Below are 23,814 nucleotides of genomic sequence, written 5' to 3'. Positions count from 1 at the left end.
ATTTGCTCGTTTTTTCTTTTATAAAACATATATAATAGAACAAAGAGGTGAAAAACATGTCAATCGAATCGCTATGGAGCAGCCGCTTCCAACAACATATTCAAAATATCATTACATACTTTGCACGTATGATTAACGGTTTACTATATAGCTTTATCTTCGTTGCCTGTATAGGTGCTTACTATTATGCAAAGTTTCTTAAAACAGCTCCTTCTAAAGGACTATCTTTATTACTTATTACAATCGTCCTAACAGCGATTATAACGAGATGTCCTATCCGTACATTTATTCAAAAACCTGATGCTGTCTATTTACTTGCATTAGAAGAGAAACTAACGTCTTATTTTAAAAAATCTCTTCTATATAATTACATCATTCAGCTTTTTCCATTATTATTTACGTTCCTTATTCTCGTTCCACTTGCCCTGCAATCATTACAAGTAACTGTACCTTTCTTATGTACAATCTTTATCGTTTTAATGATTACGAAAGCTTGGAATATATATACACATTGGATGTGGCGTGATAGTCATGAAAAAAACATATGGTTCATTATTCGTATTGCTTGTAACGCCTTAATCATTTATATGCTGTTTTACTCGGCACATGTTCTCATATTAGGCGGATTGCTCTTACTACTTGCTTTCCTACTTCTATATACGAAAAAACAGCCTACAAAACGAATACCGTGGGATTACATAATCGAGCAAGAAGAAAAAATGAACGTTCGTTTTTATCAATTTGCTAGCATTTTCACCGATGTTCCGCAACTGAATAAGCAAGTAAATAAAAGAAAATGGCTTACAAATTGGATTGAACCTTTATTACATAAAAAACGAGCAACTTTCTTCTATTTACATACACTCGCATTTTTACGCGGGAATGATTATTTCGGTATATATATCCGCTTAGGGGTAATCGGTGCCTTCGCCTTATATTTTATACCAAACATATACGCAAAAGGTGCTATCTCTTACATCGTCCTATATATGATTTCTATGCAGCTACGTTCCTTATGGAAATATTTTTCGGGAAATATTATTGTAGCATTATATCCAATTGATACTGAAAAACGAATGAACCAATTTCTTCGCTTAATCTTTATATTGCTAAGCATTCAACTCATTGTATTTTCAATTGTTATACTCATTGCTACAAGTCAATTTTTACATAGCCTTATCATTATGATTATCGGATTACTCTGGATCAAATTTATTATTGTACCAAAAACGAAGCAACGCGTTTCTGCGTTTTAACGAAAAGAATTATCTTAAAAGCCAAGGAGAGAATAAATTCTCTCCTTGGCTTTTTTATTTTCCCTCCTCAAACAAGAATCACCAGCACAACCGATATTTTATAATTTCACATAAAAAAACGATAATACATGTTTACGTCCTAACAAAAAGGGTATGTATTAAAGTAACAGGGCAAAGAAACTGGAGGGAATGAAAAAATATGAATTAAAGTTTCACTTTATAAAAGACATTGCTCAAGGATGATTCTGAAACCGATAATATAATGTAAGGAGCGGATTAGAATGAGTAAAAAAATTGCTACTTTAATAACAGATTATTTCGAGGACACAGAATACACAGAGCCAGCAGAAGCTTTTAAACAAAAGGGATATGAATTAACAACTATTGAAGCAGAAAAAGGTAAAACGATACACGGTAAACAAGGAAAAAGTGAAGTTGTAATTGATAAAGGTATCGATGATGTTTCTCCAGAGAACTTTGATGCCCTCTTCATACCAGGCGGATTTTCCCCAGATATACTTCGTGCAGATGAACGTTTCGTTCGCTTTAGCAAAGCATTTATGGATGCGAAAAAACCTGTTTTTGCTATTTGTCACGGCCCCCAATTACTCATCACTGCCCAAACGCTTGAAGGACGTGATGTGACTGGATATAAATCCATTTCGGTCGATTTAAAAAATGCCGGTGGAAATTTCCATGATAAAGAAGTCGTCGTATGCCAAAATCAATTAGTTACAAGTAGACAACCGGAAGACATCCCAGCGTTTATTGAAGAATCGTTGCGTATATTAGGATAGCTACTTTGGTTAACTAACCTCCTTTTATTTACATGAAAATAATTAATCAGTGGAGTTTTATTCATCCCCCACTGATTAATTAGCCCTCACCAACTGGTCGTTTACAGAAAATCCGACCACCACAAATAGCGGGATAAATAAAAAGAGTGTAATCCAAAAGTGTAGTTTTAATGGCCTTTTGGGTTACACTCTTTTCTCATCCCAAAATTTCTTATCACTTTTCATAGGCAGTTCTCATATAGTGAAAATGACTATATAATTCCTATCCATAAGTTAAATAACGATTTCGCACATATATAAATACAAAAGATGGGAGCCTTATTTATGAATAACAATCCACCTTCAACGCCCCCAAATCCAACGGAAACGAATAATAATGAAGTGAGCTTACAAACGTTACGCGTCATCGGACTTATTGTACTGATTAGTGGCTACATATTAGTCGCTCTTTCTGAAGTAGGCACATTAAAGAATCTTTTGCTACAGCCTAACACTACTCCAAATTTAGCTGAAGTAGATCCGTTCTAAAAATTATATAAAAAGCGAGTCCCAGTATAACTGGTTCGCTTTTATATAGTTTCATCCAATTTGAGAAACATTTCTCTCATCCTCATACTTCTCTTTCCCTATCGCCTTCATAAATAATAAAATACTGCTCATGCCAACGATAAAGTACAGAGCACTCATGCCCCAAGATGCAAGAAATGAGCCTATCATAACACCTAATGCCCCGTTCATTTTTGCCACTTGAAAGACCATTCCGTTAATCGCCATATAAGAACCTCTTGCCTCGTTTGGCACCATATCTGCCATTATAGATTGACGTACTGGCACATACATCATCTCTCCTACCGTTTGGAAAAGCCCTGCGATTAATAAGATCCATAAACTATTGCTCGTTCCGAGTATTGTAAAGCCAATCGTATAAATGAATAAACCTACATATAAGATTTTCAAATCATTGAAGCGTTTCAGCATTTTAATAAGAAGCGCCGAACATAACACAACTAAAATTGTATTCTCTGCTGAAATCCAGCTCATCATTCGAATACCTGTTAAATCAAACGTAACACCATTCCAAAAGAAAAAGTGCACCGTTTCAAATTCCTGCTGCAAACGTACTCCTAAATAATTATTAACCTGAAACTCTAAAGATAATGTGCATATACTTGCTGCACAAAAAATTAGAAATGCTCTATCTTTCATCACGGCTTTATAACTATCCGCCATATCTTTTAATACATTTTTCTTCTCTACCGTTTTTCGTGCTACATACACTTCTTCCATATATACGGCCATCACATATAATGTAATAACTGCAATAACTGTTAATCCGATAAACAATTGTAATCTATAGTTCTCAAATAGTAATCCGCCAAATATCGCTCCAATCGCAATGGATAAATTAATTGCCCAGTAGTTAATGCTGTACATCACTTTTCGGTTTTCCGGTGTACTCACATCAATTAACATCGCCTCTGTCGCAGGATTCATAAGTCCAGATCCTAAACTATTCACTAACATAAATATAAATGTTAGCCACGGTGAGTCTACATAATCCGAATTCGCAACCCCCATACAAGCGATTGAAATGACTTGTATACTTTGACCGATAATCATCACTTTTTTACGACCGAGCCGATCTCCCACATATCCACCGTATAAACCAATTACTAATGAAGCTATGACATTAATGAGTAATAACGCACCTGCAATCGCACTACCTAACTTTATGGAAAAGTAAATCGCCATAAATGGAAAAATCATCGTGGACACAGCACGTGTTAAAAACGAAGTTATAATTCTAATTTTTATATTTCGATGCATACTCCAAAACCCCATTGTTTCCCCCTCCTTATGCTTACTTATTTTACTTTGAAAAAAAGGAAGAAAAAGGTTAGAATATTCTAAAGAGTTTCCCCTTTTATTATAGAAGGAAGTGTATATATGAAAATTATGGACTATTACATTCGGTTAAGATTACATGCGCAAGATCAACAACATATGCGAAATAGCTTACAAGAGTTAGCAGATATTTTATATTGCAGTACGAAAAACGTAAAAATTTTATTAAAGAAGATGAGTGAGGAGCAATTAATTCGCTGGACTCCCGGGCGAGGCCGCGGGAATAAAACGGAAATCCTATTTATACATAATTTCGTAGAAGCGATTGAGTCCTATACAGATGAACTGTTAACGCAAGAAAAGTTAAAGGATATTTTTCTTCTTTTAAAAGAGCCCCTACCCTTTACACTTCAAAAAAAAATAGAAAATAAACTACATCATCATTTTGGATACGAACCTTCAAATGATATGTACGACATATTAAAGATTCCTATATCGAGAAAGATATTCCCATTAGATCCGGCTTTTGTGGCTGTAACTACAGAGAGCCATCTTACGAGTCAAATTTTTGATACGTTAGTCGTCTATAACGATGTTACTGAAAAAATGGAACCACACATTGCGCATACGTGGGAATTAAGTGAAGACGGACTTACGTGGACTTTTTATTTACGAAAGGATGTATATTTTCATAACGAAACAGTTTTAACTTCTAAAGATGTACAATTTTCATTTGAAAGACTAAAAGAAGTTCACTCTCCTTTCGAATGGTTAACAGAAGAAATTGTTCAAATTGAAACGCCATCACCACTGCAAATTCGATTCCATTTAGCGAAACCAAATTTATTTTTCTTACACTATGTAAGTTCAATGCAGCTCGCAATTTTACCGCGTGATACGAGTATTCAAAATCATCATTATATAGGTACTGGACCTTTCAAACTTGCTCATTACTCGGAAGATAATATCGTACTCGAAGCGTTCACCCATTATTTTAAAGAGCGCGCGTTATTAGACCGTATTGAATTTTGGGGTATTCCTGATCATGTGCAAATAGATGCTGATTATGAACTGCCAAATGAAGAGGAAAATGAAAGGCATGATATACAAATAGAAGAAATAGGTTGTATTTATGCTAGCTTCAACTTTACAAAACCTGGTCCTCATCACGACATTTACTTTCGAAAAGCTTGGAGAGAACTATATGACGTTGAAACGATACTTCGTAGCATAGAGGGTAGACGAACAATTGCTGCTTCAAGCTTTTTCCCTGAAAGAAGCCGCCAAGTTCCTAAAAGATCCTACTCTTTAGAGAAGGCAAAAGAGTATTTAAAAAAGAGCACCTATAATGGAGAAACGATACATATTTACTTCTTCGCATTTAAAGATAGTGCAAATGACGCTCATTTCCTAAAAGAACGATGTGAAAGTTTAGGTATACAAGTAGAGCTTCACCCATTTCCCGTTTCAGATTATATGGATCGCTCTATTGATAAACATGCCGATATTATTTTCATGGGAGAAGTGTTTGCTGCCGATCATGAACTTGCATTCTTAAATGTATTTAAAAATAAAAGTTGCTTCGTAAACCGGTTCATGGACCCGCACTATGAAAAACAAATTAACTGTTTACTTGATACATTTTTATTAGAAGAAAATAAAGAAAAGCGCTACGAACTCATGTATGAGATCGAAGAATTTTTACAAACAGAACACATCATTTTATTTAACTATCACGTTTTAAAAAGAAAAACATACCCTTCTTCTTTGAAAAACGTAACAATTGATTCATTCGGTTGGGCAAATTTTGCGAAATTATGGATACAGCCATCCCCGCATTAAATATGGGGATGGCTGTAATTATTAAATGATTTCTTCTAAATGATTCTTCAAGTTCTCTAAATACTTATCAATTGTAGGATGCTTCACCACATCATAACAAGCAAAGCTCTTTAACGGACTCATGCCAAGAAACTTTTGCACGCGGTGTAAATGGCTAAGCGTTGACTCTAAACTTTCCCCTTCAAAGAACTTCGTCTTATCTCCAAATGCCTTTTCAGGTGCATTCCAAGTTGTAGAAAACATATACGCTTTCTCTTTTAATAAACCGCCTGTTCCATATTCATCAGCACCTTTAAAGAACAAACCATATTCATATACTTCATCCATATACGTTTTAAATAAGCCCGGTACACTAAACCAGTAAATCGGTGTTTGATAAATCACAACATCCGCCCATAAAAACTTCTCTTGTTCTTCTTTAATACTATAGCCATCTTGAATCGTTGTTGTTTTCACATGATGCTTCTCACTTAATACCGTTACCATATAATCAACTAACGTTCTATTTAATCGTCCTTCTTTCGTACCGTATTTTTCATGTCCATTTATAATAAATATATTTTTCATTGCTTTTCTCTCCCCTATATAATTTACTCTTCAGCTATTAACCCAAGTTGTTGTTTCAGCGTAAGATTATCTTCTAAATGCCAGTCTTCCGTGATCTTTCCATCTTTCACATGTAAAATATCAATGGCAAAAAAATTGATTTTCTTATCATTGTGCGTTCCTGTAAAAGAAAGACGAGCTGTTACTTTATCACCAACGACTAATAAATCTTCAATCTCGCAATGTATATTAGGAACAACTTTACGAAAATTTTGTGCCGCAAACTTTAATCCTTCAGTTCCTTGTGGTCGCCCTTTCGGCAATGTATTATCGGAAAAATTTTCAGAAACAGTTTGCAGAATAAGTTCCTCTTTACCTGTATCCCAAAATGCATAAAAACGCTGCGCTGCATGAACCATCTCTGTCGCTTCTTTTTTACTTAGTGAGGGATCAATTGTCATTGCTTTTGGCTTTGGCATTTCTTTTAATAACTGGATTTCCGTTTTTTGTTCCACGCCGCATGCTACAAGTACAATACAAATAACAAACAAACTAAGAAATCCAAATAACTTTTTTATCCCCATGGAAATCACCACCTCCTTATATAAATCCTTTTTGTTTCGTATTGCTATTGTATATGCACTAACTTCCTTTATGGAAGTAGTAATATTTTTTTCATATAGTTACCAAAAGTATAGTTTTGTGATACTATAAAGCAAATTCATCCAAAAAAAATTTTATGGAGGCTAGTTCCATGAACGATATAAATCCAGTTGAATTAACGAAAGGTTTACCTGGCATACCTTGTCCTATCGCTAAAACACTTGATGTAATTCGTACAAAATGGACGTTTTTAATCATTCGTGACCTTCTTATCGAAGGAACATTACGCTTTAGTGATTTACAAAAATCAATGGACGGGATTAGTCCGAAAACATTATCGCTTCGACTAAAAGAATTAGAATCTCAAGGCATTATAACGAGAAAAGTATATCCAGAAGTTCCGCCTCGTGTAGAGTACACATTAACGGATAAAGGAAAGCAATTAGAGGGGATTTTCATTGAATTAAAACGGTTTGGATTAAGCTTATAAAGTGAAACTTTAATCAGTGGGGGTTTTCTTCATCCCCCACTGATTATTAGCCCTCACCAATCGGACTTTAATGGGCAGCCCGACCCCCACCTAAATTCTTTGCTTTCAGTGAATTTTGAGCTGGGGGTCTTACTGCCCATTAAAGCGGGATAAAACAAAAACCCCTTACCGTCGTAAGGGGTTTTATTACTTCGCAAAACTTTCAGCTAGCTGTTTCTCTCTCCACATAAATGTAATGCCGAGACCAACTATTAAAACAACTCCTGAAAATGCATATGGATAATGAATATTCATATCAAATAATATTCCGCCCATCGCTGGTCCTGCGATATTTCCTAAACTCGTATAAGTCGAGTTCATACCAGCAACGAATCCTTGCTCTTTTCCAGCTGCCTTTGATAAAAATGTCGTTAAAGCTGGACGAAGTAAATCAAATGCTAAGAAAATAAAGCAAGTAACGAGAAGTACAATCCAATAATTAAAGACTACAGTTGAAACGAACGCTAATACTGCACCTACAATTAAACATATTTGAATTAACACTTTTTCACCGAACATGTCGACTAATTTGCCAAACATAAATACTTGCACAACTACCCCAAAGATTGAGCTAATCGTAATAATTGCCGCAATATCTTTCGGGGTGAATCCAAACTTATGATCAGAAAATAGACTAAACACAGTTTCATACGCTGATAATCCGAATGCGAGTACAAATACGATAATAAATGCAATTGCATACATTGGATGTAATGATTTCTTTAAATCACCAATAAAACTTGATTCTTTCGTGTTAGCAGAAATCTCTGCAAGTTCTTCTTTCGTTAACGGTTCTTTTAAAATAAAGATCGAAATTACACATGCTATAAAGGCAATTGCTGCTGCAACGAAAAACGGCACACGTATACCGTATTCTGCAATAAACCCACCAATTCCAGGCCCTATAATAAAACCAGTACTAATCGCCGCTGATAAATATCCCATCGCCTTTGGACGTTCCTGCATAGATGTAATATCCGCAACATATGCCGTAACACCAGGCATAATAAACGCGGCACTAATTCCGCCTAACACCCGTGCTGCATAAAGCATCCACACATCTTTTCCTAATCCAAAAAGAAGTTCTGAAACACCAAAAATAAATAATCCAATGATGATCATTTTCTTCCTACCGTAAAGGTCAACCCACCGGCCTGTAATAGGTGACGTAATGAGCTGAGCCATTGCGAATACTGCAACGAGATATCCCATCGTCTTCCCTGTTAAACTCATGTCATTCATAAAGGACGGCATAACCGGAATGATTAATCCAATCCCTAAAAAAGCGATAAATATATTACTCAAAAGAATGACCAATACCATCTTTTGTTCTTTTATCGGTTTCTTCACTTTTTAACACCTCTTCCCGTAAGTTCCTCAAAAAAATAATGCCCAAGAAGCTTTTTCTTTATCCTGCTATTTGTGGGCTAGTCATGAGTAGAGATGCCCCCACTCATTAGAATTTCACTCTATCCTTTCACACATACATACGCATTAGGTGAATGACTATCATTCAGTTTTCCTCAAAAATGAACCTACCTTTTCAGACAGGTTCATCTTACTACTTCTTTATATGTAGTGCATGTGTTAAAAAATCTAGTACTTCTGCCTTTTGTAGCTCGACTTGCTCATCATCTTTATGGTCATATAAATAAACTTGTTCCGCTGCAGATTCAACAAGAGCGATAAATAACTTAGCCGTTCTTTCCGCATGAACCGAATCACGAATTTCACCAGCTTCTTTCGCCGCACTTAAAAACTCGCTTAGCCACATATAAAGAGGCTCATACACAGCTTCCCATTCTTTTATATGTTCTGTAGATGCAAGACCCGCATACATTAAAGCTTGTATTTCACGATATTCCGCTATAAAGTGAAACACCGCATCTATTACTTGCGTCACTTTACTTGAGAAAGGCGCATCATTTTGCACTTTTTCTTTCACTGCAAGTATCATCTTTTCAACCATTACTTCTGCTATTGCAGGCATAACAGATAACTTAGAAGGAAAATATAAATAGAAAGTTCCTTGTGCAATGCCAGCCAATTTCACGATATCAGAAATCTTCGTTTTTTCAACGCCCTTTTCCTGAAACACTTCAATAGCTGCATAGACAATTTTTTCTTTTTTATTCATCATCTAAACCCTTTCACACACATATTGAATGACTGTCACTCATTTTATAAGATAATCGATTGTACTGTCAATGATAGTGAACTCTAAGAGGAAATCATTTTTTAATAATAAAAATCTCCTAATAAACCATTAGGAGATAAAATACAATATATCTTTAAGAAAGAGCCTTTAATCCTGTCACTCCGCATACAATAAGAGCCACACTAATGATACGTGCTTTACTTTTCGACTCACCAAACAGGAACATGTTTAATAAAACGGCACCTGCTGTTCCAATACCAATCCAAACCGCATAAGCGACACTTACTTGTAAAAATAAGAAAGATGTATACAAGAATGCGAAGGATGTAGCAAATCCACCTATATAAATTGCACCATTTGCTAACGTTTTATCTTTACTATACATTTTAAGACCAATCACACCGACTATTTCACTAATTGCAGCACAAAATACGAAAAACCAACCCATCTTTAAGCAGCTCCTTCCACAGTTTCTTCTTTATTATCAGCTAACTTTAAACCGATAACGCCAGCTACAACCATCATGATAAAGAATAGTTTCCCTACGCTAAAACTCCCGCCGAAAAGGAATACATCCATTAAGAAAGTCCCTACCGTACCAGCTCCGGCAAAAATGGCATATACAGTCCCTGTCGCAAGATGTTCACACGCTTTAGAAAGGAAGTGAAAATCAACAGCGATAACTCCTAAAATAATAATCCAATGCCACCAAGTATCGGCGGTATTAAAACCAAACACCCAAAAAATTTCAAAGATACATGTTAATATGACATATAACCAAGCTCTATTTTTCATACCTCTCACCTCTTATGACTGACTATCAGTCATTTTTGTTTTAAAAAAATATACTCCTTCATCACTACTATATATAAACAACTATCATCCTCATTTACCATTTATATTTGTTCCATTGCCAAGATAACTAAATCCTGCCATACGAAAATGACTGAATGTCATTCATATGTATTGTACATGAATATTTTAAAAACTGTCAATACCGAAAGATTATTTGAAATTTCTTTCATCCGATTTGTATATTTCCTAATAACCTGTCAATACTGCTAGTAACATAATATTTTCTCCACTCCCCCTTGGAGAGATCCCTTGAATAGAGCAGTTAGCTTTTGCTAGCTGCTCTTTTTTATTTGCCGGCACACTATGAGATCAAATCCATTTTTATCATAAATAATTAAGGGTCGGATTATGTTTTCTATTTACTTTCCAAAGAGGCCTTATATGCAATAATTTTATTCTCAAGCATCTTTTCTGTAATTACTAAGGTTTCTCTTTGAATCTGAATAGATTTCCTATGATCTTCTAGGAGCTGTAAACGAGCTTCGGTTGTATGCTCCCCTTCTAAATATAACCTAGCGTATTCTCTTATTTTCGCTATTGGCATTTGCGTTTGTTTTAATTTCATGACAAACTGCAACCACTTTATATGTGACTCTTCATACATTCGATTCCCATTTGTATCGCGATTTGCAATTAATATATTTTCTTTTTCATAATAACGTAGTGTATGTGTACTCACTCCTATTAATTTAGCCGCCTCGCTAATTGTGTACATACTCTAACTCCCTCCACGTGCTTACCCGCATATATTTTATAGCCTTATCAACTTCATAAAAAACATTTGACTTAGAGTATACTCTAACAAATAAAATCTAACCATAATATATTTATTTGAATTTAGGGGGATTTTATATGAAATACACTGTTATTACTGGTGCTAGTTCTGGAATTGGCTATGAATCGGCTTTAGCCTTTGCAGCTCGCGGAAAGAACTTAATACTTGTAGCTCGAAGACAAGAAGAATTAGACGGATTAAAATTAAAAATTAACGAAATGAATCCAGAATTGGATGTTGTTATTCGAAGAACAGATTTATCTATTACGGAAAATGTTTATAAGCTGTATGAAAGCCTACAAGCCTTTCAAATTGAAACGTGGATTAACAACGCAGGGTTTGGTAATTTCGCCTCAATTGCTGAACAAAATTTAAATAAAATAGAAACGATGTTACATGTAAATATAGAAGCACTAACAATACTCTCCTCTCTTTTCGTTCGAGATTATTCAATGGTTGATGGCACACAACTTATTAACGTTTCATCAGGCGGTGGATACACAATCGTTGCTGATGCTGTTACGTATTGCGCTACGAAATTCTATGTAAGTGCATTTACAGAAGGTTTATCTCACGAATTGAAACAACAAGGTGCAAAACTGCAAGCAAAGGTTTTAGCGCCTGGTGCAACTGAAACAGAGTTTGCAAAACGTTCATTTGATATTGATGAATTCCAATACGATAATGTTGTACCGAAATTCCACACCGCAAAACAAATGGCACAATTTATGCTTGATCTTTACGAAAGCGATAAAGTTGTAGGGCTTGTCGATGGTTCTACTTATAACTATGAGCTTAAAAATCCCATTTTTAATTTTGCGGTAAGAAAAACGAATTCAAGTTCTTAAATTCCCCTAAAATATAGATGCCCACTATTACGTAAATAATAGTGGGCCTTTTTTCTCTGAAAACTTCACCCAACATATCGAATCATCGCCACCTCATCACAATAATCCACCTTTGGACAATGTCTACAATCGATCCATACTTTCTCTGGTAACGCATCTCTATTCACAAAATCAAACCCGCACTTTTGAAAAAATTCCGTTTCATATGTTAAAGAAATGACTCTATTCACTTTTATTTTCGCTGCCTCATTTATTACATGGTTCACTAACATACGCCCGATTCCTTTCCCTGCATATGTATGCGAGACGACTAACGACCGGACTTCTGCAAGGTCCTCCCCTAACACATGTAAACCAGCAACCCCAACAATCTCATCGCTTTCTTTCACAACATATAAACACTGTAAATATTGATAGAGAGATAAAAGAGAACGTGGTAAAACTACTCCTTCTTTTGCATAAGCTTCAATAAGACTATAAATTTCTTTCACATCACTCGTAACCGCATTAAAGATTTTCATATTATATCCCCTTGTCCCCGATATTAATATTTATAACCTAAATTGAATTTTAATACATAATTTTATATAATAATACATCTCTCTTTTCTCCCCGTCAATCACTTTATACAAACAAAAAACCAAGCAATCTAATCGATGCTCGGTTCCTCATTTCGTATCGGCAATACCGTCGAATATTTAATTTCACGAAGTGCTAAACTCGTCTGTATCCTTGTAATACCAAGCTTATTCAGCTTTCGAATAAACTGCTCCAGCTCTTTACGATCACGATTTGCAACTTTTAATAAATAATCATATTCTCCTGTTAAACAGTGACATTCTAACACTTCTGGCATCGACTCTAATTCTTTCTCCAACACGTCAAGTTTATCCGATTGATGAATATTTGTACTCATAAAAATGAAGCATAACAAATCAAAACCAAGCTTTTCTTGATTTAAAATGGCTACTTGCTTATCAATGAACCCTTCTCCATCTAATCTTTTTATTCTCGCATGCATCGCAGCTGGTGATAAATTAACGCGGCGTGCTAGCTCTGCATTACTTACTTGTGACTCCTTCTGCAATATATCTAAAATTTGTACATCTAAATCATCTAACACTTTAATAACAGACGACTCCATTACAATGCCCCCTTTTTTCTTACCGATGATTATTCGAAAAAACACCTTACACCTTACATAAAACTGAATATCATTCCGTAAATATTATTCAAAACAAAACATTTTATCAACTTTTATCCATTATACAAAAGAATATATTACACAACAAAGAAAAATGCTAAAATTATTTACAATTCATATTGATTACAACAAAGGGGATTTTAATATGCCTTATTTTTATGTCTTTTTACTATTACTAACGAGCTTATTATGGGGGGGAAATTTCGTCGTTGGAAAGTCACTCGTTGATCACGCGTCTCCGATGACACTAACAAGTTTAAGATGGATGATTGCGATCGTTTGTTTATTACCGATGGTATGGTTTAAAGAAAAGAAAATCATTCCACCTCGCGCGGCAATACTTCCGTTAATACTAATGGGAATCTCAGGGGTCGCTCTTTTTAACATCTTTCAATTTTTAGCACTAGAAAAAACATCCGCAACGAATGTAGGGCTTATTTCTACATTAAATGCGATTTCAATTGCATTATTTTCTGTTTTATTTCTAAAAGAAAAAGTAAATACACTTCAAATCCTATCCATGGTTCTTTCATTCTTTGGGGTTATTCTTGTCCTATTAAAAGGTAACTTTGCACTTTTATTTTCACTACATTTTAATAGCGGCGATTTATGGATGATTGCGGCTGTTTGTATTTGGGGAATCTATTCTGTTTGTAGTAAATGGGCAACAAAAACAACGACACCGCTCATGGCAACATTATACTCAGGAATTTTCGGCGTTATTTTATTACTACCATTTAACATAGGGAGCTTCACTGTTACAAACATAAATACTTCTTTCCTAACATCCCTTTTATATACTGGGCTTATTTCCACAGTTCTTTGTATGGTGTTCTGGAATATTGGCGTGCAAAAATTAGGGGCTACGACATCCGGTATTTTTCTAAACTTCAATCCAATTTTCACAGCTATTTTAGCATTTCTTTTCCTCGGAGAAGAACTAACGTGGATACAAATTTTCGGGACAATGATCGTTGTGACGGGATGTTATTTATTTTCTCATTTCAAAACGGTTACCGTTCAGCCTGTTAGACCTTTAATGCGAAAACATTATTAATGAAAAAACATCGTCATCCGAGTGGCGATGTTTTTATTTACTCTTCATTTCTTTTATATACTGCTTTTCCTCTTCTAGTGATAAACGTTCCGTCGCCTTGCCAGTATCTCCACCTTGAAGGCTCCATAAAAAGTTGTGCTCCTCAACAGTTTGAGAAAAATCTCCTTTTTCCCATCTATTTATAATAGAGAATAACTTCATTTTATATTGAAAACCTGTACTATTTTCAATATCTCTTTTTACATTAAAAATTTCCTTTTTTGTCATTTCTAAAAATCCCCATTTTTCAGAGGATTTTACTTTTTGGTGCACCATTTTATGCATAGTAGAAATAATTTCACCTTCACTAGCTTGTGGAGATTCTTCTACAACTTTCTTCTCTTTTTCGTTTTCCGCTTGCTGGGTTTGAATATTTTTATTCTCTTTTTCCACATATGCAAGCAATTTCTTTCCGCCAACTATAGACGAGATGATTACTATAATTGTAATACATATTCCTACAATCCATTTAAAAAGCATTAGCTCTTCATCGCTTCCTTAACAATATGACTATCTACATACTGCTTAAACTTCACGATTTTTCCATTCTCTAGTTGCCATACATGAACAAACTCTGCTTCAAATGATTTTCCCGTTTCTTTATAAACTCCTGAATAAACACCTTCAGCAATAATTACATCTTTTCCGTTTACTTCATGGTACATATTTACACTCGCTTTATAATCATGCCATTCTGATCCTAATCGGCTAAATACATTTTCCATTATTGCTTCTACACCTATATAAGTTCCCCCATAAGGGAATCCTTTTGCCTCTGTCCATTCTACTTTTTCAGAGAGGGCTTCTACTAAATGTTTTGCATTTGAAGAAGCTGACCCTTCATACGTGCTTCGAATAATTTCTAAATTTGATTTAGGCATATTACTTCCTCCCGTTTTATTTATTTTTTACACAAGATGTAACCAATAACGTTACATCTTGTGTAAAAAAATATTTAAATTGTTTTATTCTTAATCCACTAGTTGTAATCATTATAGTTACAATTATGATTCAAGTCAACAATTTATAAATAAGTTTACTTCGCTTTCATTACTTTCTCTTTTACGAAGCGATCTACATATCCTTCTGCTTTTACAACGAATAAATACGCACCCATTGCTAATAATGCAAGATCTAATTCATACCCTGGATTCTTTCCATCTCCTAATAAACCTGCTGCTCCATTTACCTTTACGATAGCTCCAGCTAAAATAAGAGCGAATAATAGTCCTACATATCTTACGCCTAAACCGATAATTAATAATATACCACCAACTAATTCAACTGTTGCTACGCCGTATGCAAGACCCCCTGGTAAGCCGATGCTTGTAAACCATCCTGCTACGTTATCGATACCTGATTGAAACTTCGCTAAACCGTGCGCAAAGAATGTCACTCCTAACACGATACGAATAATTAAATTCCCAATATATTGGTTCATTTTGAACTCTCCTTTTTGTTTTGTTATGGTGAACTTTTATTTACAAGTCAAAACAATACGGTATTTCATTTCATTCGTCAAATACTTTTTTTAAGAAAACAAAAAACATTATCCCTTTTACGGATAATGTTTTCCTACAAAATAGTGCTAATTCAAGCTTTTACTCTATCGCATAAAAAAGTTGAAACATTTTTCCAGCGCCAACATACGGCAATAAAGACAAGTCCTCTTCTACAACCATGCCAACAACATTCACTTTCTCATCTTTAGGCAAATCATGTGTGGCAACTTGCATCTCTCCTGCATATCTACCGTACAATTCATTATCAATTGTAATGCTGCCTTTCTTTCTTACAATTGTATGCATCGGCTTTAAAATCACTCTATTTCCTTCTCTTGATTCAACTGAACGAATGACATCACGAGCTGGATCTAGTCTATTTGTATGCACTCGCTCCACCACTTTTAATGCTTCTTTATCGCATATAAACGATTTATACCGCAGTGGAATAATTCCTCTACTCGCACTCGCTATCTCTTGTACACTTTCTACACTTCCGCTTATATCCCCGATTAACACCTTATCGACACCACAATGTTGTACAAGTTCTAAGTACGCTTCAAGCGGGCGCATATTGCGTTGCTTTTCTAACGTTGGTAAGCCTTCATATAACGGACCACGTTTTTCATCATCTCCCGGAATAAATGCCATCGTTTTTATTCCGCACTCATGTAAGTATTCGTTTTGTTTTTGTAAAAAGGACTTTGCTAGTCCTGTTTCTGGACGCGGATAAAAATTATGCCACGCTTCTACATTCTCTACTTTTATATTTTCTATGATTAACTCTTTCCAAAATGAATCTGTAATCGTACTCGCATTTAAAGCTACTTTCATTTTATGAGATACGCGTGCGATTTCTTTCGGCTTGATGCCGTAGTCCATTCTTAAGCCTGTAATGCCCCAGTCTAATAGCTCCTCCACATTTTCATACGTTATCCCTAAATGGTGTAACGATTTTGGAGAAACATCGACCATTAATTCCATGTCATTTTCAAGAGTTTGTTTCCCAAGTATTTGAATTAACTCTTTATACGTACCGGGTTCATCTTCTGGTATATGAAGTGATGTAAAAATAGATGAAAACCCGTTTTCCTTCGCTACTTTTAGCCACTCTTCTTGCTTCTTTACTCGTTCTTTTGAAAGATAAATTGAAACTCCTATCATATGAATCTCCCTTTCTATGAATAGAAAAAGAGAAAGGAATCCCTTTCTCTATATGTTTTCTGCCATTTCTTCTTTGAATCCAAAGAAGTACGTAAAGATGAATCCGAAAGTATATGCCACTACTAATCCAAGGAAGTATAATAAATATTTATTATCAGCAATTAACGGAATTAATGATAATCCTGATACACCGATTCCGAGTGCAGCTGTTTTCATAACTGCTTGGAATGCACCGCCAACTGCTGCACCTAAACAAGCTGTAAGAAACGGTTTCCCAAGTGGTAATGTAACCCCGTATAATAACGGTTCGCCAATTCCTAAAAATCCAACTGGTAATGCACCTTTAATTACGTTACGAAGTCGTTTGTTTTTTGTTTTTACATAGATGGCAATCGCGGCTCCTACTTGCCCAGCGCCAGCCATTGCTAGTACTGGTAATAAAGGCGTTACGTGCGTTTGATTAATAAACTCCATATGAATTGGTGTTAAACCGTGATGCAATCCGACCATAACGAGAGGTAAAAATGTTCCAGCAAGTACTGCTCCCGCAAATGCGCCGCCAATACTTAAAATACCATTAATTCCGCTTGTAATTCCTTCAGATAAGAAACCTGCTACCGGCTGAATGGCTAACATCGTTACAATACTTACGACTAACACAGTAATGAGCGGTGTCACGATAATATCAACTGCATTTGGCACTGCTTTTCGAACTTGTCTTTCTACTACAACCATAAGCCATGCTGCAAAAATAACTGCAAACAATCCGCCCCGTCCGGGTACGAGCGCTTCACCAAATAACTTTACGTTCGCCATCGCCGGGTTGAAAATTAAAATACCAGCAATTGCCCCAAGAACTGGTGTCCCGCCGAATTCTTTCGCTGTATTCCAGCCGACTAAAATTCCTAAGAATGTAAAGATACCGCCGCCAATAAGTAGTAACATTTGTAGCCAAGTTGCATTCGGATCAGCACCTGCGTTTTTCGCAAAGTTAGCGACCCCGTTTATAATACCTGACGCAACAAGACCTGGAATTAACGGAATGAAAATACTTCCTATTTTTCGTAAAAAGTTTTTCACTGGTGTATTATTTTTCTTCTTAATCTCTGACTTCATTTCTTGCCCAAGGTCTTCAAGGTGATGATCTGCCACCTCACCGATTCGCAGTCCCGTTAATCCTTCCATTTCAGCTGCTACTTTATTTACTGTCCCTGGGCCAACAACAACTTGAAGCGTCTCATCTTCAATAACGCCCATAACCCCTTCAACCTTTTTCAAAAGGTCCATATTCACTTTACTTTCATCATGAAGCGTTAATCGTAGCCTCGTCATACAATGAGCAATGCCACGAATATTTTTTACTCCCCCAAGTTGCTCTGATATTTCTTTGGCCATTTTCTCTTCTTTCTTCATAATAGAATCCCCCTCCCTATTATTTTATAGTGCCTTCTTCACAAACCCTTTCGCTTCTTTTAATTTCTCCAGTGCTTCCACATACTCACACTGTAGTAACACCATAACAATCGCGGCTTTCACATTACGTTCTGCTTTTTCATAACACTCTGCTGCTATTTCATAGCTCACACCTGTTGCTTCCACAATAATGCGTTTTGATCGTTCTACTAACTTTTCATTTGTAGATTGAACATCTACCATTAAGTTTTTATATACTTTCCCCACACCAATCATAGAAGCTGTTGAAATCATATTAAGTACTAATTTTTGCGCTGTACCAGCTTTCAAACGCGTTGAGCCTGTTAAAATTTCTGCGCCTGTTTCTACTTCCACATTTAGTTTTGCATATTTACTTATTTCAGCATTTTTATTACAAGAAATACTCGCCGTGCTCGCTCCCACGCTAGCTGCGTACTTCAAACCGCCAATTACATAAGGAGTTCGACCACTTGCCGCAATTCCAATCACTGTATCTTTCTCGTTTAATCCAATACTTTTTAAATCTTCTTCTGCTAACTCTTCGCGGTCTTCTGCACCTTCCACTGCCTTAGTAAACGCTTTCAATCCACCTGCTATAAATCCTTGCACCATTTTATCATCTGTGCCAAATGTCGGCGGACATTCCACTGCATCCAAAATACCTAAACGGCCACTCGTACCAGCACCAATGTAAATTAAACGTCCCTCTTCTTCAAAAGATTTAATAACAGTCTGTACAACCTTTTCAATTTCTTCTATCTCATTTTCAACTGCTAACGCAACAGTTCGATCTTCTTCATTCATACTTTGTAACACTTCTTTTATGCTCATCTCATCCAGATTCATCGTCTTCTCATTACGATGTTCTGTCGATAAATTTTCTAACATATTACCACCCTCTTTGAAATTATATTTCACACTTTTATTATAACTTTAAGAAACTAAAAATCAATAACTCTTTCTTATTTTATGAAATTAAATTTCACGACATGACATATTTTTGTCAAAGATAATAAAGTGAAACTTTAATCAGTGGGGTTTTGTTCATCCCCACTGATTATTAGTTGAACCAATCGGGCTTTTACGGGCAGCCCGACCCCCACCTAACTTTCTTTGCTTCCGCTGAATTTTGAAGTGGGGGTCTTACTGCCCGGCAAATAGCGGGATAAAAAAAGATGAGTCTCCTCATCTTTTCTTCTACTTTAACTTCCGTAACCGCAACGCTTCTTCTCGCGTCTCCATAAATTGATCCAATACGTTATTACCAATTCGGTTGAAAGTAATCACATATAAAGCATCTATCATATTCAGTTGTGTCATTCTCGAAGCAATACTTGCAATACGATGATCTTGCTCTACATCTGGCATACAAAGACGAATATCCGCTTCTTTATATAAAGGTGATGATTGGTCAAGCTTTGTAATCGCAATAACTGTTGCACCTTGTCTCTTCGCATATTGCGCCATTTCAAGTACATCTTTCGTACGACCAGATGTTGAAATGGCAACAAATATATCGCCCTCTTTTAAATTCGTCACAAGCGGCAACATCATATGAAAATCTGATAGCATCATCGCTGTAAATCCGAGCCTTGTAAATTTATAAGCCCCGTCCATCGCAGGAGTAGCTGATCCGCCTACTCCATAAAATATAATTTTATCTGCATTTACAATACGATCTGCAGCTTTCTCAAGTTCCTTTTTATCTATCGCGGTAACGCTCGCCTCAATTGCAGCTTTATTCACATACGTAACTTTATTAAACAAGTCATACGGTCCATCTTCCGTATTCATAACTGAAAAATCATTAATATTATAATCAGCAATCGTCAATTCACGAACGAGCGCGATTTTAAATGCTTTAAAGCTTCCAATCCCAATCGACTTACAAAAGCGAACAACACTCGCCTCACTTGCGCCCGCATTCGTTGACACTTCTTTCGTCGTTAAGTTCGGAACAATTTCTGCATTCCCCATTATGTACATGGCAACCTTCTTTTCAGCTGGTGAAAATTGATCCATATTACTTTCAATTTTAAATAGTAATGTTGAAGCTTTCACTATTTAACCTCCACTTCTTACGGTTGCTTTCACTTATTTTCTCTTGCTTCAAAAAGATAAAAACCATCATCGCCAGGAGGATGGTGAACAATTACAGTTCGATCCCCTTTTTTATATGACGTTATTTCACCTTCAGATCGCTGTTTTTCCCATCCATGTATCCAAATTGCAAAGTCAGGTACAAAAGCAGTGTACTTATAGTCTTTCGGGTTTTCGTCTTCTACATAGGAAGAAAAAATAGAAACAGGAAAGTCTTTCACTTTTGACTCTTTCCATGCAGTAAATGGTATACATAGCGCAATAAGTATGATTACACCGATAACCTTCCCCTTCGTAATCCTCAAACATTTTCTCTCCTCGACTTATCATATACGTAGATTTTACCATAATTACAACCTATTCATGCTATATGACTATTGCTTTTTCCAATAAAAAAAGAGCTTACCTACATCAGATAAGCTCTTCCTCTCTATACAAAATATTTTTTCAAAAGCGGCGGCGTAATAATCGTCGTTAATATAACAACAATAACAATCGCTGTGAAATTTTCTTTCGCTAATAAATTCGCCGCAAGTCCATTCGCTGCGATAATAAGCGCCACTTCTCCGCGCGAAACCATCCCCGCACCAATACTAATAGAAGATTGAAGGTTGAACCCTGTCAGTCTTGCTCCTAAACCTGATCCGATTAACTTTGTAAAAATTGCAATAAGCGTCATGATGATAATGAACCAAAGCTGGCTTCCGATACCTTGAAATGTAATTTCCATTCCAATACTTACGAAGAACACCGGTACAAATATTGCATAAGCAATCGGTTCAATTTTATGTTCTACTTCGTGCTTATACTCTGTTTGCGAAATGGCAATTCCGGCTGCAAATGCCCCAATAATACCTGCGATCCCCATCATTTCACTGTAATACGAAAATGAGAAACAAATAATAAGAGCTGCACTAATTAACGCTTCTGTTACGCGAAGTGGTACGAGCATTTTCATAATCCATGGAACAACTTTCCAAGAGATGAAAACGATACTGACAAAAAAGACAATTTTCTTTGCAATGACAAGCGTTACATTTACATCTTGTGTGCCTAAAAAACTCATCACAAATGCTAATAAAATAACGACAATTACATCATCAAATACAGCTGCCCCTAAAATCGTCGTACTTTCTCTCGTATTCATTTTCCCTAAATCTCTTAGTGTTTGAACAGAAATACTAACCGAAGTGGCACAAAGTAATAACCCTAAAAAGATCGCATGCGACTGTAACATTCCAAATGCAAGTCCCGCTAAATACCCACCAAGGAATGGGAAAATAATTCCTCCCATCGCTACTGCGAATGCAGATTTCAAATTTCGATTTAACTCTTCTAAATCTGTTTCAAGTCCTGCCATAAACATAAGTAGTAAAACACCAATTTCACTCAGTTCATCGATCAATTCAGAACTATTAATAATACCAAGCACAGCCGGACCGATAATAATACCAACGATTAATTTACCAAGTACAGAAGGCTGGCCAAGCCTAACGCTAATATCACCAGCTAATTTCGTACAAAGTAAAATGACGACAAGTTCAAAATAAAATAACATAACATCTTCTCCTACTTTATAAAGTAAAACTTTTATGAGTGGTTTTGTCACTCTGTTAACCCTCGTCCATTCCTGCCAGTAGTTTCCCCTATTCATTCGCATTTTATTTGTCACATTTTTATTTGACAAAATATTCTGAATTATAATAAAATTAATCCAGCAATTTTAAAAAACAACCTACCATAACTGTACCTCCATTTACTTACATACTCTTTTCTAGTGGGCTCATACTATATTCGCAGTTATGAAAATGAAAAAACGGGGGGAGAGTCCAAAGTGAAGTCATTATTACGAAAAAAACCGCTTAGTACTGAATCACCACGGCAGTTAGATAGAACATTAACTGCACTTGATTTAACGTTTTTAGGAATTGGCGCCGTAATTGGGACAGGGATTTTTGTATTAACAGGTATTGTCGCAGCGAAACATTCTGGTCCTGGTATTATGTTATCATTCCTTATTGCTGCATTTACTTGTGCTTGTGTAGCCTTTTGTTATGCTGAATTTGCTTCTTCTATTCCTGTCTCAGGAAGTGTGTACACTTACGCATATATGACAGTCGGAGAAGTCGTCGCCTTCATCGTCGGCTGGTGTTTAATGCTAGAATATTTACTTGCAGTCGCGGCAGTAGCTGTCGGTTGGTCTGGTTATTTACAATCTTTACTACAAGGGTTTAACGTTCATCTGCCCGCCATAATCGCCTCGGCCCCTGGCGTAGGAAAAGGTGGTCTTATCGATTTACCGGCTGTTTGTATTTTACTACTCATTACAGGTCTTTTAAGTTTTGGTATACGCGAAAGCGCACGCATTAATAATATTATGGTTCTTATTAAGTTAGCTGTTATTATCGCCTTTATCGTAGCAGGGGCAAAATATGTAAAACCTGAAAATTGGACGCCGTTCATTCCATTCGGATACGACGGTATCATTACTGGGGCTGCCACTGTATTCTTCGCCTTCTTAGGCTTTGATGCAATCGCAACCGCTGCAGAAGAAACGAAAAAACCACAGCGCGATTTACCAATTGGCATTATCGGTTCCCTTCTTATTTGTACTGTTTTATACATGATTGTATCTTTCGTTTTAACAGGTATGGTTCCGTATACACAATTAGATGTTTCTGATCCGGTTGCGTTTGCCTTACATTTCGTTGGCGAAGATACAATTGCAGGACTACTCGCTGTTGGGGCGATGACTGGAATGACAACCGTTCTCTTAGTCGTTATGTATGGACAAGTTCGCGTTTCGTATGCAATGAGCCGCGACGGTTTACTTCCAAAAGCGTTAGCACGTGTAAATAAAAGAGTAAAAATCCCTTTATTAAACACGTGGATTACTGGTGTTGTGTCAGCTTTATTAGCAGGACTTTTAGACTTACATTTACTAGCGAATTTAGTAAACATCGGTACGTTAACAGCATTCACATTCGTTTGCTGCGCTGTACTTATTTTACGAAAAACACATCCTGATTTAAAACGCGGATTCCGTACCCCTTTCGTACCTGTATTACCAATTGTTGCAATTCTTTGCTGTTTATATTTAATGATCAATTTGTCTAAAACGACATGGATAAGCTTTGCAGTTTGGCTTCTAGTCGGCTTATGCTTCTATTTCTTCTACTCTAGAAAACATAGCCATTTAGCTACTGAAAAAACAAATGATGAAGAGAAAAAAGCATAACAAAATAGCTCGCCGATAAAAC

Annotated in this window: 27 protein-coding genes; 8 read left to right on the top strand and 19 right to left on the bottom strand. The window is 36.0% G+C overall.

All coding sequences use genetic code 11. The annotated features are described in order from the left end of the window. The first annotated feature begins 56 nt into the window (after window positions 1-56). The 3 genes from AC1Q8N_RS13675 to AC1Q8N_RS13665 all read left to right on the top strand — a co-directional run bounded on the left by AC1Q8N_RS13675 (window position 57) and on the right by AC1Q8N_RS13665 (window position 2,581). Entirely contained in the window at window positions 57-1,256 is a 1,200-nt protein-coding gene (locus AC1Q8N_RS13675; protein WP_262753547.1) for an ABC transporter permease, read from the top strand. Between the two features lie 281 nt (window positions 1,257-1,537). After that, the gene (locus AC1Q8N_RS13670) at window positions 1,538-2,053 is read left to right on the top strand and encodes a type 1 glutamine amidotransferase domain-containing protein (protein WP_061672622.1); all 516 of its coding nucleotides are present in this window, start codon (window positions 1,538-1,540) and stop codon (window positions 2,051-2,053) included. Between the two features lie 324 nt (window positions 2,054-2,377). Then, the gene (locus AC1Q8N_RS13665; protein ID WP_001063863.1) at window positions 2,378-2,581 is read left to right on the top strand and encodes a hypothetical protein; all 204 of its coding nucleotides are present in this window, start codon (window positions 2,378-2,380) and stop codon (window positions 2,579-2,581) included. A gap of 51 nt (window positions 2,582-2,632) precedes the next feature. Here AC1Q8N_RS13665 and AC1Q8N_RS13660 read toward each other — a convergent pair whose 3' ends face one another. Next, window positions 2,633-3,895, bottom strand: a complete 1,263-nt coding sequence (locus AC1Q8N_RS13660) for an MDR family MFS transporter (protein ID WP_098079865.1) — start codon at window positions 3,893-3,895, stop codon at window positions 2,633-2,635. Between the two features lie 105 nt (window positions 3,896-4,000). Between AC1Q8N_RS13660 and AC1Q8N_RS13655 the strand changes: the two genes are divergently transcribed. Next, complete coding sequence (locus AC1Q8N_RS13655) at window positions 4,001-5,740, top strand: SgrR family transcriptional regulator (protein ID WP_048545660.1); 1,740 nt, start codon at window positions 4,001-4,003, stop codon at window positions 5,738-5,740. A 21-nt stretch (window positions 5,741-5,761) separates the two neighbouring features. Here the strand turns inward: AC1Q8N_RS13655 and AC1Q8N_RS13650 are convergent, their stop codons facing one another. Both AC1Q8N_RS13650 and AC1Q8N_RS13645 read right to left on the bottom strand, forming a co-directional pair. Then, window positions 5,762-6,307 carry an NAD(P)H-dependent oxidoreductase gene (locus AC1Q8N_RS13650; protein ID WP_048545661.1) on the bottom strand — a complete coding sequence of 182 codons (546 nt, stop codon included), beginning with the start codon at window positions 6,305-6,307 and terminating at the stop codon, window positions 5,762-5,764. Between the two features lie 23 nt (window positions 6,308-6,330). After that, window positions 6,331-6,870 (bottom strand): ester cyclase, encoded by a 540-nt coding sequence (locus AC1Q8N_RS13645; RefSeq protein WP_061672626.1) that lies wholly within the window; start codon window positions 6,868-6,870, stop codon window positions 6,331-6,333. 170 nt (window positions 6,871-7,040) lie between these two features. Between AC1Q8N_RS13645 and AC1Q8N_RS13640 the strand changes: the two genes are divergently transcribed. Beyond that, complete coding sequence (locus AC1Q8N_RS13640) at window positions 7,041-7,379, top strand: winged helix-turn-helix transcriptional regulator (protein WP_000997915.1); 339 nt, start codon at window positions 7,041-7,043, stop codon at window positions 7,377-7,379. Between the two features lie 186 nt (window positions 7,380-7,565). Here the strand turns inward: AC1Q8N_RS13640 and AC1Q8N_RS13635 are convergent, their stop codons facing one another. The 5 genes from AC1Q8N_RS13635 to AC1Q8N_RS13615 all read right to left on the bottom strand — a co-directional run bounded on the left by AC1Q8N_RS13635 (window position 7,566) and on the right by AC1Q8N_RS13615 (window position 11,146). Further along, the gene (locus AC1Q8N_RS13635; protein ID WP_048545666.1) at window positions 7,566-8,768 is read right to left on the bottom strand and encodes an MFS transporter; all 1,203 of its coding nucleotides are present in this window, start codon (window positions 8,766-8,768) and stop codon (window positions 7,566-7,568) included. A gap of 211 nt (window positions 8,769-8,979) precedes the next feature. Further along, window positions 8,980-9,558: a TetR/AcrR family transcriptional regulator gene (locus AC1Q8N_RS13630; RefSeq protein WP_001993037.1), complete on the bottom strand. Its 579-nt coding sequence runs from the start codon at window positions 9,556-9,558 to the stop codon at window positions 8,980-8,982. A gap of 151 nt (window positions 9,559-9,709) precedes the next feature. Beyond that, the gene (locus AC1Q8N_RS13625) at window positions 9,710-10,024 is read right to left on the bottom strand and encodes a DMT family transporter (RefSeq protein WP_000539670.1); all 315 of its coding nucleotides are present in this window, start codon (window positions 10,022-10,024) and stop codon (window positions 9,710-9,712) included. Between the two features lie 2 nt (window positions 10,025-10,026). After that, on the bottom strand, window positions 10,027-10,371 hold the full coding sequence (locus AC1Q8N_RS13620; protein WP_048545668.1) for a DMT family transporter: 345 nt from the start codon (window positions 10,369-10,371) through the stop codon (window positions 10,027-10,029). A gap of 415 nt (window positions 10,372-10,786) precedes the next feature. Next, on the bottom strand, window positions 10,787-11,146 hold the full coding sequence (locus AC1Q8N_RS13615; RefSeq protein WP_048545671.1) for a MerR family transcriptional regulator: 360 nt from the start codon (window positions 11,144-11,146) through the stop codon (window positions 10,787-10,789). 137 nt (window positions 11,147-11,283) lie between these two features. On the opposite strand from AC1Q8N_RS13615, the gene AC1Q8N_RS13610 reads away from it, so the two are divergent. After that, on the top strand, window positions 11,284-12,054 hold the full coding sequence (locus tag AC1Q8N_RS13610; protein ID WP_048545673.1) for an SDR family NAD(P)-dependent oxidoreductase: 771 nt from the start codon (window positions 11,284-11,286) through the stop codon (window positions 12,052-12,054). A 65-nt stretch (window positions 12,055-12,119) separates the two neighbouring features. On the opposite strand, the gene AC1Q8N_RS13605 is transcribed toward AC1Q8N_RS13610, so the two are convergent. Both AC1Q8N_RS13605 and AC1Q8N_RS13600 read right to left on the bottom strand, forming a co-directional pair. Further along, on the bottom strand, window positions 12,120-12,575 hold the full coding sequence (locus tag AC1Q8N_RS13605; RefSeq protein WP_048545675.1) for an N-acetyltransferase: 456 nt from the start codon (window positions 12,573-12,575) through the stop codon (window positions 12,120-12,122). Between the two features lie 128 nt (window positions 12,576-12,703). Further along, window positions 12,704-13,198 carry an Lrp/AsnC family transcriptional regulator gene (locus tag AC1Q8N_RS13600; protein ID WP_048545677.1) on the bottom strand — a complete coding sequence of 165 codons (495 nt, stop codon included), beginning with the start codon at window positions 13,196-13,198 and terminating at the stop codon, window positions 12,704-12,706. Window positions 13,199-13,403: 205 nt separating this feature from the next. On the opposite strand from AC1Q8N_RS13600, the gene AC1Q8N_RS13595 reads away from it, so the two are divergent. Beyond that, complete coding sequence (locus AC1Q8N_RS13595) at window positions 13,404-14,315, top strand: DMT family transporter (RefSeq protein ID WP_048545678.1); 912 nt, start codon at window positions 13,404-13,406, stop codon at window positions 14,313-14,315. A 33-nt stretch (window positions 14,316-14,348) separates the two neighbouring features. On the opposite strand, the gene AC1Q8N_RS13590 is transcribed toward AC1Q8N_RS13595, so the two are convergent. From AC1Q8N_RS13590 to AC1Q8N_RS13550, 9 genes are all read right to left on the bottom strand, one after another. Then, window positions 14,349-14,834: a PRK06770 family protein gene (locus tag AC1Q8N_RS13590; RefSeq protein ID WP_048545679.1), complete on the bottom strand. Its 486-nt coding sequence runs from the start codon at window positions 14,832-14,834 to the stop codon at window positions 14,349-14,351. Beyond that, a complete protein-coding gene (locus AC1Q8N_RS13585) occupies window positions 14,834-15,235 on the bottom strand; it encodes a nuclear transport factor 2 family protein (protein WP_048545680.1) in 402 nt (133 codons plus the stop codon). The genes AC1Q8N_RS13590 and AC1Q8N_RS13585 overlap by 1 nt, the downstream gene beginning before the upstream one ends. Before the next feature lie 155 nt (window positions 15,236-15,390). Next, window positions 15,391-15,795, bottom strand: a complete 405-nt coding sequence (locus tag AC1Q8N_RS13580) for a DoxX family protein (RefSeq protein WP_001077749.1) — start codon at window positions 15,793-15,795, stop codon at window positions 15,391-15,393. Window positions 15,796-15,955: 160 nt separating this feature from the next. Further along, window positions 15,956-17,020: a DUF871 domain-containing protein gene (locus AC1Q8N_RS13575; RefSeq protein WP_493521212.1), complete on the bottom strand. Its 1,065-nt coding sequence runs from the start codon at window positions 17,018-17,020 to the stop codon at window positions 15,956-15,958. A gap of 48 nt (window positions 17,021-17,068) precedes the next feature. Beyond that, window positions 17,069-18,433, bottom strand: a complete 1,365-nt coding sequence (locus tag AC1Q8N_RS13570) for a PTS transporter subunit EIIC (RefSeq protein WP_098080779.1) — start codon at window positions 18,431-18,433, stop codon at window positions 17,069-17,071. Between the two features lie 24 nt (window positions 18,434-18,457). Further along, entirely contained in the window at window positions 18,458-19,342 is an 885-nt protein-coding gene (murQ, locus tag AC1Q8N_RS13565) for an N-acetylmuramic acid 6-phosphate etherase (RefSeq protein ID WP_493521211.1), read from the bottom strand. Window positions 19,343-19,651: 309 nt separating this feature from the next. Continuing rightward, complete coding sequence (locus AC1Q8N_RS13560; protein ID WP_048545687.1) at window positions 19,652-20,515, bottom strand: MurR/RpiR family transcriptional regulator; 864 nt, start codon at window positions 20,513-20,515, stop codon at window positions 19,652-19,654. A gap of 29 nt (window positions 20,516-20,544) precedes the next feature. Beyond that, window positions 20,545-20,859 (bottom strand): outer surface protein, encoded by a 315-nt coding sequence (locus tag AC1Q8N_RS13555; protein WP_087979550.1) that lies wholly within the window; start codon window positions 20,857-20,859, stop codon window positions 20,545-20,547. A gap of 125 nt (window positions 20,860-20,984) precedes the next feature. Further along, entirely contained in the window at window positions 20,985-22,208 is a 1,224-nt protein-coding gene (locus tag AC1Q8N_RS13550) for a cation:proton antiporter (RefSeq protein ID WP_098079900.1), read from the bottom strand. Window positions 22,209-22,388: 180 nt separating this feature from the next. Here AC1Q8N_RS13550 and bcaP point away from each other — a divergent pair, with 180 nt between their 5' ends. Next, window positions 22,389-23,792 carry a branched-chain amino acid transporter BcaP gene (gene bcaP, locus AC1Q8N_RS13545; RefSeq protein ID WP_493521210.1) on the top strand — a complete coding sequence of 468 codons (1,404 nt, stop codon included), beginning with the start codon at window positions 22,389-22,391 and terminating at the stop codon, window positions 23,790-23,792. Window positions 23,793-23,814 lie beyond the last annotated feature (22 nt).

The organism is Bacillus sp. GW823-FHT06B01 (genome assembly GCF_058952315.1).
This window is presented reverse-complemented; position numbering and strand designations above follow the sequence as displayed.

Bases quoted from the DNA above. Each gene is read 5' to 3' on its own strand.
- AC1Q8N_RS13675 (WP_262753547.1), top strand. From the start codon at position 57: ATGTCAATCGAATCGCTATGGAGCAGCCGCTTCCAACAACATATTCAA.
- AC1Q8N_RS13670 (WP_061672622.1), top strand. From the start codon at position 1,538: ATGAGTAAAAAAATTGCTACTTTAATAACAGATTATTTCGAGGACACA.
- AC1Q8N_RS13665 (WP_001063863.1), top strand. From the start codon at position 2,378: ATGAATAACAATCCACCTTCAACGCCCCCAAATCCAACGGAAACGAAT.
- AC1Q8N_RS13660 (WP_098079865.1), bottom strand. From the start codon at position 3,895: ATGGGGTTTTGGAGTATGCATCGAAATATAAAAATTAGAATTATAACT.
- AC1Q8N_RS13655 (WP_048545660.1), top strand. From the start codon at position 4,001: ATGAAAATTATGGACTATTACATTCGGTTAAGATTACATGCGCAAGAT.
- AC1Q8N_RS13650 (WP_048545661.1), bottom strand. From the start codon at position 6,307: ATGAAAAATATATTTATTATAAATGGACATGAAAAATACGGTACGAAA.
- AC1Q8N_RS13645 (WP_061672626.1), bottom strand. From the start codon at position 6,870: ATGGGGATAAAAAAGTTATTTGGATTTCTTAGTTTGTTTGTTATTTGT.
- AC1Q8N_RS13640 (WP_000997915.1), top strand. From the start codon at position 7,041: ATGAACGATATAAATCCAGTTGAATTAACGAAAGGTTTACCTGGCATA.
- AC1Q8N_RS13630 (WP_001993037.1), bottom strand. From the start codon at position 9,558: ATGATGAATAAAAAAGAAAAAATTGTCTATGCAGCTATTGAAGTGTTT.
- AC1Q8N_RS13625 (WP_000539670.1), bottom strand. From the start codon at position 10,024: ATGGGTTGGTTTTTCGTATTTTGTGCTGCAATTAGTGAAATAGTCGGT.
- AC1Q8N_RS13620 (WP_048545668.1), bottom strand. From the start codon at position 10,371: ATGAAAAATAGAGCTTGGTTATATGTCATATTAACATGTATCTTTGAA.
- AC1Q8N_RS13615 (WP_048545671.1), bottom strand. From the start codon at position 11,146: ATGTACACAATTAGCGAGGCGGCTAAATTAATAGGAGTGAGTACACAT.
- AC1Q8N_RS13610 (WP_048545673.1), top strand. From the start codon at position 11,284: ATGAAATACACTGTTATTACTGGTGCTAGTTCTGGAATTGGCTATGAA.
- AC1Q8N_RS13605 (WP_048545675.1), bottom strand. From the start codon at position 12,575: ATGAAAATCTTTAATGCGGTTACGAGTGATGTGAAAGAAATTTATAGT.
- AC1Q8N_RS13600 (WP_048545677.1), bottom strand. From the start codon at position 13,198: ATGGAGTCGTCTGTTATTAAAGTGTTAGATGATTTAGATGTACAAATT.
- AC1Q8N_RS13595 (WP_048545678.1), top strand. From the start codon at position 13,404: ATGCCTTATTTTTATGTCTTTTTACTATTACTAACGAGCTTATTATGG.
- AC1Q8N_RS13590 (WP_048545679.1), bottom strand. From the start codon at position 14,834: ATGCTTTTTAAATGGATTGTAGGAATATGTATTACAATTATAGTAATC.
- AC1Q8N_RS13585 (WP_048545680.1), bottom strand. From the start codon at position 15,235: ATGCCTAAATCAAATTTAGAAATTATTCGAAGCACGTATGAAGGGTCA.
- AC1Q8N_RS13580 (WP_001077749.1), bottom strand. From the start codon at position 15,795: ATGAACCAATATATTGGGAATTTAATTATTCGTATCGTGTTAGGAGTG.
- AC1Q8N_RS13575 (WP_493521212.1), bottom strand. From the start codon at position 17,020: ATGATAGGAGTTTCAATTTATCTTTCAAAAGAACGAGTAAAGAAGCAA.
- AC1Q8N_RS13570 (WP_098080779.1), bottom strand. From the start codon at position 18,433: ATGAAGAAAGAAGAGAAAATGGCCAAAGAAATATCAGAGCAACTTGGG.
- murQ (WP_493521211.1), bottom strand. From the start codon at position 19,342: ATGTTAGAAAATTTATCGACAGAACATCGTAATGAGAAGACGATGAAT.
- AC1Q8N_RS13550 (WP_098079900.1), bottom strand. From the start codon at position 22,208: ATGAATAGGGGAAACTACTGGCAGGAATGGACGAGGGTTAACAGAGTG.